Source organism: Streptomyces sp. NPDC037013 (assembly GCF_055607265.1).
In genome coordinates, this window is the sequence record NZ_JBVJRV010000002.1 from 611707 (window position 1) to 622328 (window position 10622).

A 10622-nucleotide genomic window follows, 5' to 3' on the forward strand; every position below is an offset into this window, starting at 1 on the left:
GGGAGCGGCTCCTTCTTCTGTCCGTTCGACGTCAGCACCAGGGGGCGCCACGTGAGCAACTTCCTATTCCTCGGGGCCGAATGGCCCGACCTCCGCGGCGAGGCGGTGCGCGCGGAGAGGCTCGCCGTGGCCGACCCGCGCGCGGCCGTCTTCTACGCCCGCCGGGTCGTGGAGCTCGGCGTCACCTGGATGTTCGAGGTGGACGAGACCCTGCGACGCCCCTTCCGGGACGACCTGGCGGCGATGCTCTCGGAACCCACGTTCGTACGGGTGGCGGGCCCCGCGATCCGTACGAAGATGGACGTCATCCGGCGCCAGGGGAACGCCGCGGTGCACCGCAGGACGCCCGTGACGGAGAACGACGCGATGCGGGTCGTGGGCGAGCTGTTCCACGTCATGTACTGGCTGGCCCGCACCTACGCCGTGGACCGGGCGAACCTGCCCGCTCCGGGACTGACCTTCGACCCGGCGCTCGTGCCGCGCCCGGAGCCGGCCGGCGTACGGGTGGCGAAGCAGGCCGAGCTGAAGAAGCTGGCGGAGCGGTTCGCCGCACAGCAGGAGGAGTTGGCGGCGGAGCGGCGCAAGAACCAGGATCTCGACGCCGAGTTGCAGGCCCTCCGCTCCGGGATCAGGGCGGCGAAGGCCGCCAACGAGGCCCGCGTCGACACACACGACTACAACGAGGCCGAGACCCGTACGCTCATCATCGACCTGCTCCTCAAGGAGGCGGGCTGGCCGCTGGACCGGCAGAGCGACCGGGAGTTCCCCGTCACGGGGCTGCCGCAGGCGGCGTCCAAGTCGGGCCGCGGCAGGGTCGATTACGTCCTGTGGGACGACGACGGAAAGCCTCTGGCGGTCGTCGAGGCCAAGCGCACCACGAGGGACGCGCGCGCGGGCCAGCACCAGGCCAAGCTGTACGCGGACGCGCTGGAGGAGAGGTTCGGGCAGCGGCCGGTCATCTTCTACACCGACGGCTACCACACGTATCTCTGGGACGACCTGCGCCACCCGCCGCGCGCCGTACAGGGCTTCTACACCAAGGACGAGCTGCGACTCCTCGTCCAGCGCCGGACCGGGCGGCAGAGCCTCGTTAAGCTGCCGATCGACGACCGGATCGCCGGCCGCCCCTACCAGATGCACGCCATCCGCCGGGTGGCGGAGGCGTTCGAGTCGGACGCGGCACGGCACGCTCTGCTGGTGATGGCGACCGGCTCGGGCAAGACCCGGACCGTCGTCGCGCTGTCCGACCTGATGATGCGGGCGAACTGGGCCAAGCGCGTCCTCTTCCTCGCCGACCGCAAGGTGCTGGTCAGGCAGGCCACGAACGCGTTCAAGAACCAGCTCCCCGGCGCACCCGTCGTGAACCTCCTCGAAGAGAAGAACAGCCACGCGCGCGTGTACGTGTCGACGTACCCGACGTTGATGAACCTCATCAACGAGGTGGACGAGTCGGGGACGCGCCGCTTCGGACCCGGCTACTTCGACCTGATCGTGGTGGACGAGGCACATCGTTCGATCTACCAGAAGTACGGGGCGATCTTCGACTACTTCGATGCCCTGCTCGTCGGCCTGACGGCGACGCCCAAGGACGAGATCGACCGGAACACCTACCGGCGCTTCCAGCTGGAGTCCGGTGTGCCGACCGCCGTGTACGGCCTGGAGGAGGCCGTCGCGGACGGTTATCTCGTGCCGGCCAGGGCCGTGGACGTGCCCCTGAAGTTCCAGCGCGGCGGCATCAAGTACGCGGATCTGCCCGAGGAGGAGAAGGAGCGCTGGGACGAGCTCGACTGGGCCGAGGACGGCAGCGTCCCGGACGAGATCAGCTCGGACGAGCTCAACAAGTACCTGTTCAACGCCGACACGGTGGACAAGGTCCTCGCCACGCTGATGGAGCGGGGCGTGCGCGTGGCGGGCGGGGACCGGCTCGGCAAGACCGTCATCTTCGCGGCGAACAGCGCCCACGCGGAGTTCATCGCCGAGCGGTTCGACGTCAACTACCCCCACTTGCGCGGGCAGTTCGCCCAGGTCATCACTTACCGCAAGGAGTACGCGCAGAGCCTGATCGACCAGTTCTCCGATGCGGCGAAGACGCCGCACATCGCCATCTCGGTCGACATGCTCGACACGGGCGTGGACGTGCCGGAGATCGTGAACCTCGTCTTCTTCAAACTGGTGCGCTCCAAAACGAAGTTCTGGCAGATGACAGGCCGCGGCACGCGCCTGTGCCCGGACCTGTTCGGCCCGAACCGCGACAAGGACGGCTTCCTCGTCTTCGATGTCTGCCAGAACCTCGAGTTCTTCGACCAGAACCTCATGAAGGCCGAGGGCAGGATCGCGCCGTCGCTGACCGAGCGCATCTTCACCAGCCGCGCCGACCTGCTGCTGGCCCTGGACGGCGACCCGGCGGAGCAGGCGGCCGGTGACGGCACGAAGAGTACGGCGGGGCTCCGCCATGAGCTGGCCGAACGGCTGTGCCAGGAAGTCACGGCGATGAACCCGGACAACTTCCTGGTGCGCCCGCGGCGCGAGTACGTCGACGCCTTCTCCGGCCTCGACGCCTGGCTCTCGCTGACACAGGAGACCCACGCCCGGGCCGTGGACCACCTCGCCGGTCTCCCCACGGCCTTCCGCGACGCCGACGACACCGAGGAGGCCAAGTGCTTCGATCTGGCCGTCCTCCGCCTGCAGCTCGCGATCGTGACGGCGGACCCCGGTCGCGACCGGCTGCGTGCGCAGGTCCAGGAGATCGCCTCCGCCCTCCAGGACCAGTACACGATTCCCGCGGTGCGGGCCCAGCAGGAGCTGATCGACGAACTGGCCGGCGACACCTGGTGGCAGGACGTGACCCCGCCGATGCTGGAGACGGTGCGGCGGCGCCTGCGCGGCCTGGTCAGGCTCATCGAGAAGACCCGGCGCAACATCGTCTACACCGACTTCGAGGACGAGCTGGGCGAGCTGACGGTCGCGCGGCTGCACGGCACGGCGGGCGACACGGGCCTGACCCGGTTCGAGCAGAAGCTGAAGATCTATCTGCGTACGCACGAGGACTCCGCGACGATCCGGAAGATCCGCCGGAACCGTCAGGTCACCGCCTCGGAGCTGAGCGATCTGGAGCGGCTCCTCTGCGACGCGGGCATCGGCACCGAGGCCGACCTCGACCGCGCCCGGCACGCGGACGGCGGGTTCGGTGTCTTCCTGCGTTCTTTGACGGGCCTGGACCGCGAGGCCGCCCGGGCGGCCTTCGAGGACCTCCGGCAGGGCCGTACCTTCTCCACGGCCCAGAGCCGCTACGCCGACCTGCTCGTCGACTACATGTCCCGCAACGGCGTGGCCGACATCGCCGTGCTGTACGACCCGCCGTTCACGGCCCTGGCCCCGCGCGGCCCGGAGGACCTGTTCGCCGAGGCGGACATCGCCGCGATGGCGTCCGTCATCGGGGCCGTCCGCGCCACGGCGGTGGCCGAAGGGCCGAGCGACTGAGCCGGTGACGCGCTTCGGGGGGCCTCCTGGCCGGAAAGCCCCCCGAAGCCGATCGCGATGGTCCTCAGACCCCCGAGTACGAGTGCTTGCCGCCGAAGAGGAAGTTCACTCCGTAGTAGTTGAAGAGGTAGGCGGCGAAGGCGCACAGGGCGATGTAGGCCGCCTTGCGGCCCTTCCAGCCGGCCGTGGCGCGGGCGTGGAGGTAGCAGGCGTACGCGACCCAGGTGACGAAGGACCAGACCTCCTTGGGGTCCCAGCCCCAGTAGCGGCCCCACGCGTCGCCCGCCCAGATCGCGCCCGCCACGATCGTGAACGTCCACAGCGGGAAGATCGCGGCGTTGATGCGGTAGGAGAAGCGGTCCAGGGTCGTCGAGGCGGGCAGGCGGGAGAGGATGTCGTTGCCCGCGACGCGGGCCCACAGCATCAGGCGGGCCCCGGCCGGGCCCTTCTTGTCGCGCAGGGCGAGGGCCAGGCCGCGTTCGTTGGCGGCGACGCGGCCGTCGGTGAGCCGTACCTCGTAGCGGTCGCGGAAGAGGTAGACCAGCGCGGAGAGCGCGCCCAGGTAGAGCGTCGCGCCGCAGAAGATGGCGGTCGAGACGTGGATCCACAGCCAGTACGAGTGCAGGGCGGGGACGAGCGGGGCGCTGTCGGTGTAGAGCCAGGTGACGGCGATGCCCAGGTCGAGCAGGACGGTGGTGACCAGCGGCAGCCCGATCCAGCGCACGTTCTTCTTGGCGAAGAGCAGGGCGAGGTAGACGCCGACGGCGACCGTCGCGAAGGTGGTGGAGAACTCGTACATGTTGCCCCACGGCGCCCGCTTCACGGACAGCGCGCGGCTGACCACGCCGCCGGCCGCGATGAGGAAGGCCAGCGTCGTCAGGGAGACGGCGATGCGGCCGTACAGGTCGCCCTGCGCGTCGTCGCCGTGCGCGCCGGGGCCGTCGGGGATGTCACGGGTGTCGGACCGCGACCGTTCGACGACCTTCGGCCGGTCGAGCACGGCGGTGCCGCCGCCCTCGGCCGCCCGTGCCCGGGCCGTCGCCCCGGCCGCGCCGCGGCTCTCCTCCTCGGCCACCAGCGCGGCGGCGGTGCGCCCGACCTTGCTGCGGCTGCCGAAAATCCATTCGGTGATATGGGCGAGGAAGGCCAACGTGTAGACGGCCATTGCCGAATAGATCAGCACGTTACTGATATGCGCCAAGTTCTCGTTGGCGGCCAGATTCATTTCTCGACCCCTTTGGAGGATTCAGACTGCGGGCCGGGCACGCTCCGCACCCGTGGGTGAGCCTAGCCTCCGCACTTGACGGGAGGGCATCCGGGGTCCTGGGCCCGACGCGGCAATGGCCCGTACATTACGGGCAGTTGATGGGGGAGGGCGGGAGCGCGGCCGTGAACACAACCGGGCGCGGGCAAAGGGGAGATGGGTGTGCGTGTCGCACGTCACGCCCGCACCAAGCGCAGGTTGACGGTCAATCAGCGGCCATGATTGAATCGATCATGATTCGATCAAAAATCGAGCGAGATGTGTTGCGCGCACCTTAGCCGCGCATGTCGTGTTTCGCGGGGACCCGTCAGCGGGGGCCGGGTTCCCTTTTCTGTGAGTCACCAGCAATGTGCCGATGCCCCGTGCTGCTTTATAGGGGGAGGAATTCGGCCGCCGTGCCGAGTGCCAGGTCATGCGCACAGAAGCCATCAATGACGCAGAAATCATCAGCGACGCGGAAATCAGCAGTGGCGTAGTCGCGAGCGATGTCGTGGAAGTACGCGATGTCGTCGGCGCCGGAGTCCGGCGGGGCGCCGAACTCGATCTGTTCGGGCTGCACGGCTCACTCGATTCGCCCGTGATCGAGTCGATGAATTTCCTGAACGAGATCTCGCAGCGCTTTCCGGAGGCCCTCTCGATGGCCGCGGGCCGGCCGTACGAGGGGTTCTTCGACACCGAGGACGTCCACCGCCACCTCCGCGTCTTCGAGGACCACCTGCGGAGCGCGCACGGCGGCGACGAGGCCCGGGTGCGCCGCACGATCCTCCAGTACGGCCGTACCAAGGGCATCATCCACGACCTGATCGCCAGGAACCTCTCCGTCGACGAGGGCATCGACGTCGACCCGGAGAGCGTGGTCGTGACCGTCGGCTGCCAGGAGGCGATGTTCCTCACGCTGCGCGCGCTGCGCAGGGACGACAAGGACGTACTGATCGCCCCGATGCCCTGTTACGTGGGCGCCACCGGCGCGGCCGAGCTCACCGACATGCGGGTCCTGCCCGTGCGGGAGAACGCCGACGGCATCGACCTGGACGACCTGGTGCGGGTCGTCGAGGAGGCCAGGGCGGCGGGGCTGCGCCCGCGCGCCTGCTACGTGGTGGCGGACTTCGCCAACCCCTCGGGCGTCACCCTCGGCATCGAAACGCGTGAGGCGCTGATCCGGCTCGCCGAGGAGCACGACTTCCTCATCCTGGAGGACAACCCGTACGGCCTGTTCCACGCCCCCGGCAGCGAGCCGGCGCCCACGCTCAAGTCGCTCGACGGCGACCGGCGCCGCGTCGTCTACCTCGGCTCGTTCGCGAAGACCGGACTGCCCGGCGCCCGCATCGGCTTCGTCGTCGCCGATCAGCGGGTGAGCCGGCCCGGCGCGAGCGACACGGTGCTCCTCGCCGACGAACTGGCGAAGCTCAAGAGCATGCTCACGGTGAATACGTCACCGGTCGCCCAGGCCGTCATCGGCGGCAAGCTCGTGGCCAACGGCTACAGCCTGCGCGCGGCCAATGTCCGGGAGACGGAGCTGTACCAGGGCAACCTGCGGCACGTACTGAACGAACTGGCCCGCAATTTCCCCGAAGGCAGCGATCCGCGCGTGACGTGGAACACGCCGGGCGGCGGATTCTTCGTCGTCCTCACCGTTCCGTTTCCCGTCGACGACGCGCTCCTCGAACACTCCGGCCGCCACCACCGCGTCCTGTGGACGCCCATGCACCACTTCTACGGCGACGGAAAGCCGCGGCCCCAGATCCGGCTCTCCTTCAGCTATCTCTCACCGGAAGAAATCACGGTCGGCATCGACCGCCTCGCGGAATTCATCCGCGAACAGTGCGCCGCCGCCTGAATTCTCCGTCACGAACAACCCGTCATCATATCGAGAAGGAATGTCATGAGTCCCTTGGGCGATCTGCGCATCGATCACGTCGGTTTCGCGGTCGGTGATCTCGCCGAGGCCACCAACTTCTTCGTGAACCACTACGGCCTCGGCGTGTACGCGCACTCGGCACGGACCGACGTCCCGGACGGCGCCGCCCACATGACCGCCGTCGGCCGCGCGGGCATACGCCTGCTGCTCACCGACGCGCGGGGCGGCGACCACCCGGCGGCCGCCTACGTCGAGCGGCACGGAGACGGTGTCTCGGACATCGCCCTCGCCACCGCCGACGCCGCGGCCGCCTACGAGGAGGCCGTGCGGCGCGGGGCCCGCCCGGTGGCCGGACCGCGCGAGCACGACGGCGTCGTCACCGCGACCATCGGCGCGTTCGCCGACGTCACGCACACGTTCGTGCAGCGCGCGACCGACCGGGACGCCCTAGAACTCCCCGGCCTGACACCAGTGTCCGAGCGGGAGCAGACCACCCAAGCGCAGGTCGGCCTGCACACCATCGACCACTTCGCCGTCTGCCTCGAAGCCGGCCAGCTCGATGCGACCGTCGCGTACTACGAGAACGTCCTCGACTTCGAGATGGTCTTCACCGAGCGCATCATCGTCGGCGGCCAGGCCATGGACTCCAAGGTCGTGCAGAGCCGCTCCGGCGCGGTGACGCTCACGCTGATCGAGCCGGACACCTCCCGCGAGCCGGGCCAGATCGACAAGTTCATCAAGGAGCACGGGGGCGGCGGCGTCCAGCACATCGCCTTCGCCACCGATGACATCGTCCGCGACGTGGGCCTGCTCGGCGAGAACGGCCTGGCCTTCCTCACCACGCCCGGCACGTACTACGAGCAGGTGCCCGACCGGCTCGAACTGCAGCGCCACTCCGTCGACGCGCTGCGCGAGCTGAACATCCTGGTCGACGAGGACCAGGACGGACAGCTCCTGCAGATCTTCACCCGCTCCGTCCACCCGCGCGGCACCCTTTTCTTCGAGGTCATCGAGCGGCTCGGCGCGCGCACCTTCGGCAGCGGCAACATCAAGGCCCTGTACAGCGCCGTCGAGCTGGAGATGGAGCGGGCCCGGCAGGAGGAAGCGGGCGCATGACCGTGCCCCTGCACGAGGTGGACCTGCGGGCCGCCGCCGTGAGCGTCGACGAGATGGCGCGGCTCGCCGCCGGCCTGCTGCCCCCGGACGTACGGGACTTCGTCGACGGCGGCAGCGGCGACGAGTCCACCCAGGCGGCCAACCGGGCCGCCCTGGACGCGCTCCGCCCGGTGCCGAGGGTGCTCGGCGGCTCGGACGGGGCCGACACGGCGGGCACGCTGCTGCGGAGCACGGCCGAACTGCCGCTCGCCGTGGCGCCGATGGCCTACCAGCGGCTGTTCCATCCGGAAGGCGAGCTCGCCGCGGCACGCGCCGCGCGCGACGCCGGGGCGCCGTACGTCATCAGCACGCTGAGCAGCCATCCGATCGAGGAGATCACCGCGGTCGGCGGGGTCTGCTGGTTCCAGCTGTACTGGATGCGCGACCGGGCCGTCGTCCTCGACCTGGTCAGGCGCGCGGAGGTGGCCGGCTGCGAGGCGCTCGTCGTCACCGTCGACGTGCCCCACATGGGCCGCAGGCTGCGCGACGTGCGCAACGGCTTCTCCCTGCCGGACCACGTGCGCGCGGCCAACCTCGGCCCGGCACCGGACACGACGGCCACCGACGCGCCCGCCACGGACGCGACGAGCACGAACGCGCCGGGGACCACCGCCGCGCACGCCCGCCGGGCCGGGGCCTCCGCCGTCGCCACGCACACCGCGCTCGCCTTCGACCCGGCGATCGGCTGGGACGACCTCGCCTGGCTGCGCGGACAGACCGCGCTGCCCCTGGTCCTGAAGGGCATCCTCGACCCGCGGGACGCCGCGCGCGCCGTCGGCATCGGCGCGGACGGAGTGATCGTCTCCAACCACGGGGGCCGGCAGTTCCCGGCCGCGCCGCCGAGCGTCACGGCGCTGCCCGCAGTCCTCGACGAGGTCGGCGGCGGCTGCGCGGTGCTGCTCGACAGCGGTGTGCGCACCGGCGCCGACATCCTGCGCGCGCTCGCGCTCGGGGCCGACGGCGTGCTGTGCGGGCGGCCCGTGCTGTGGGGGCTCGCCGTGGACGGCGAGGCCGGCGTCCGGCATGTACTGCGCCTGCTGCACACCGAGTTGAGGGAGGCGCTGGTCCTGTCGGGCTGCCCCGACCTCGCGGCCACGCGCGACCTCGCCGTCGTACGTATCTGAGCCGAAGGAAAGAAAGAGAAGACCAGAGAGGGAAGGGGGGCAGCCGGACTCGAATCCGGCCGCCCCCCTTCCCTTCTGTCTTCTCCCTTACGCAGGGCGGGAGTTACACCGCCGTCAGCTGCGGGAAGAGCGCCAGGTCGGCCGCCGCCTTGAGGTAGTCGGCGCCCGCTGTGCCGCCGGTGCCCGGCACCCGGCCGATGATCTTCATCGTGACGCCCCAGTGGGTGCGCTTCATGCCGCGCCAGCCCGCGTCCAGCGTCCGCATGGCCTCTCCCAGGCGGCGCGCGTCCTCGGTCGGCCAGCCGCCGGCCCGCGTCAGGAACTGCTCCTGCAGCGTGGCGTCGAGCGTGAACAGCGGGCCCTTCTCCGGGGAGTGCGCCTCACCGGCACGCTTCGCGCTCACCGTCTCGACCAGCTGGTAGGGCCGGGACTGTATCGCGCTGGCGCCGTGCGTGTGGTCGCGTATCACCGCGAAGGACTCCGGCGGCATCGTCGTCAGGACCCGGTAGAGCGGGGACGTGGCGCCCGCGAGGCGGGTGGCCGCCGTCTCCAGGAACGCCGCCGCGTCGGCAGGACGGTCCGTGCGCACCGCCTCGACGGCGAACGTCAACGCCCTCGCCACCCGCGCGAAGAGCCGCTCGAACAGCTGGATGGAGCGGATGAACATCCGCTCGTCGTGGAGGGTGGTGACCGGCAGCAGCGCGACCTCGACCGCGCGCAGCAGCGCCGCCGGAGCCTGGGCGCGGAGGGCGTCGACCGCCTCGCGCGCGACCGGTGCCGCCGCGTCGGGCCCGCCCCCGGCGAGCGCGGTCCGCACCGCGTCGAGCGGCGCGGTGTCCGGGAGGGCGAGCGGCGCGTACTCCGGGAGCCGGGCGAGGGCCTGCCACACCGCGGTGGTCCTCGCCCGCTGCCGGTCGCTGTCGCGGACCGCGGCGAGCGCGTCGCTCTCGCGCACCACCAGGTCGGCGAGGAGCACGGCCGTGAGCAGGTCATCGGCCCGCTCCGCCGCATCGGGGGTACCGTCCGACCCCCACTCCGCGACGCGCAGGACGTCGTTGCCCGCGTACGAGACGTAGCTCATCGGCCGGTCGGTGAAGGTCAGCGGCAGCCAGGTGTCGAACAGCCAGGTGTCCGGTGACGCCCAGGGCCGGGCGCGGCCCGCGCATTCGATGCCGAGCCGGGTTCCGCGCAGCAGGGCCACCAGCTCGGGCGCGGCGGCCGCCTTGCCCACCTGCTGGTAGTACCCCACGACCTGCTCGTACGGAAAGCCGGCGAAGTCGGGCCGGCCCGCCCCGAGCACCTGGTGGGACCAGGCGGTCACGGCGTCGACCGCCGCGCGCAGCGCTTGTGTGCGGCCCGCGCCGGAGCTGTGCCCCAGTGCCCTGCCGCCGACGCCGATCTGCCCGTCCTCGCGAAAGTCGGCGGATCCCCCCACCGGCGTCTTCTCCGTCATGTTCACGCTCTCACCAATTCACCAGTCACTTGTCACCCGTTCCCCGTCGGCCGGGTCACGCCTCGGCGCGGTCCGCGCCCATGGCATCGACCAGGCTCTTGGGCCGCATGTCCGTCCAGTTCCGCTCGATGTGGTCCAGGCAGGCCTGCCGGGTGTCCTCGCCGAAGACCCGCTCCCAGCCGGCGGGGACCTCGACGAAGGACGGCCAGAGCGAGTGCTGGCCCTCCGCGTTGACCAGGACCAGGTAGGTGCCGTTCTCGTCCTCGAAAGGGTTGGTGGCCATGGGGT

General features: G+C 70.6%; 8 protein-coding genes. 4 read left to right on the top strand and 4 right to left on the bottom strand.

The genetic code is table 11. From position 1 onward, the window contains the following. Positions 1-51 precede the first annotated feature (51 nt). The gene (locus ACZ7DY_RS07930; protein WP_471131438.1) at positions 52-3480 is read left to right on the top strand and encodes a DEAD/DEAH box helicase family protein; all 3429 of its coding nucleotides are present in this window, start codon (positions 52-54) and stop codon (positions 3478-3480) included. Between the two features lie 64 nt (positions 3481-3544). On the opposite strand, the gene ccsB is transcribed toward ACZ7DY_RS07930, so the two are convergent. Both ccsB and ACZ7DY_RS07940 read right to left on the bottom strand, forming a co-directional pair. Then, the gene (gene ccsB, locus ACZ7DY_RS07935) at positions 3545-4705 is read right to left on the bottom strand and encodes a c-type cytochrome biogenesis protein CcsB (protein ID WP_471131441.1); all 1161 of its coding nucleotides are present in this window, start codon (positions 4703-4705) and stop codon (positions 3545-3547) included. A 409-nt stretch (positions 4706-5114) separates the two neighbouring features. After that, positions 5115-5303 (bottom strand): hypothetical protein, encoded by a 189-nt coding sequence (locus ACZ7DY_RS07940; protein WP_471131444.1) that lies wholly within the window; start codon positions 5301-5303, stop codon positions 5115-5117. Between the two features lie 30 nt (positions 5304-5333). On the opposite strand from ACZ7DY_RS07940, the gene ACZ7DY_RS07945 reads away from it, so the two are divergent. Genes ACZ7DY_RS07945 through ACZ7DY_RS07955 form a run of 3 tightly spaced genes read left to right on the top strand, consistent with a single transcriptional unit; the run spans position 5334 to position 8881 of the window. Beyond that, positions 5334-6581, top strand: a complete 1248-nt coding sequence (locus ACZ7DY_RS07945) for an aminotransferase-like domain-containing protein (RefSeq protein ID WP_471132407.1) — start codon at positions 5334-5336, stop codon at positions 6579-6581. A gap of 45 nt (positions 6582-6626) precedes the next feature. Next, entirely contained in the window at positions 6627-7718 is a 1092-nt protein-coding gene (gene hppD / locus ACZ7DY_RS07950) for a 4-hydroxyphenylpyruvate dioxygenase (protein WP_471131447.1), read from the top strand. Continuing rightward, positions 7715-8881, top strand: a complete 1167-nt coding sequence (locus ACZ7DY_RS07955; protein ID WP_471131449.1) for an alpha-hydroxy acid oxidase — start codon at positions 7715-7717, stop codon at positions 8879-8881. The genes hppD and ACZ7DY_RS07955 overlap by 4 nt, the downstream gene beginning before the upstream one ends. A 103-nt stretch (positions 8882-8984) precedes the next feature. Here ACZ7DY_RS07955 and ACZ7DY_RS07960 read toward each other — a convergent pair whose 3' ends face one another. Together ACZ7DY_RS07960 and ACZ7DY_RS07965 are read right to left on the bottom strand one after the other, a co-directional pair. Continuing rightward, positions 8985-10334: a tryptophan 2,3-dioxygenase gene (locus ACZ7DY_RS07960; protein ID WP_471131451.1), complete on the bottom strand. Its 1350-nt coding sequence runs from the start codon at positions 10332-10334 to the stop codon at positions 8985-8987. Between the two features lie 55 nt (positions 10335-10389). Then, the gene (locus ACZ7DY_RS07965) at positions 10390-10617 is read right to left on the bottom strand and encodes an MbtH family protein (protein ID WP_471131454.1); all 228 of its coding nucleotides are present in this window, start codon (positions 10615-10617) and stop codon (positions 10390-10392) included. Between the last annotated feature and the right edge of the window lie 5 nt (positions 10618-10622).

What these genes read in the sequence shown, in the direction of transcription:
- ccsB (WP_471131441.1), bottom strand. Translation starts at nt 4,705, where the DNA reads ATGAATCTGGCCGCCAACGAGAACTTGGCGCATATCAGTAACGTGCTG.
- ACZ7DY_RS07945 (WP_471132407.1), top strand. Translation starts at nt 5,334, where the DNA reads ATGAATTTCCTGAACGAGATCTCGCAGCGCTTTCCGGAGGCCCTCTCG.
- hppD (WP_471131447.1), top strand. Translation starts at nt 6,627, where the DNA reads ATGAGTCCCTTGGGCGATCTGCGCATCGATCACGTCGGTTTCGCGGTC.
- ACZ7DY_RS07955 (WP_471131449.1), top strand. Translation starts at nt 7,715, where the DNA reads ATGACCGTGCCCCTGCACGAGGTGGACCTGCGGGCCGCCGCCGTGAGC.
- ACZ7DY_RS07960 (WP_471131451.1), bottom strand. Translation starts at nt 10,334, where the DNA reads ATGACGGAGAAGACGCCGGTGGGGGGATCCGCCGACTTTCGCGAGGAC.
- ACZ7DY_RS07965 (WP_471131454.1), bottom strand. Translation starts at nt 10,617, where the DNA reads ATGGCCACCAACCCTTTCGAGGACGAGAACGGCACCTACCTGGTCCTG.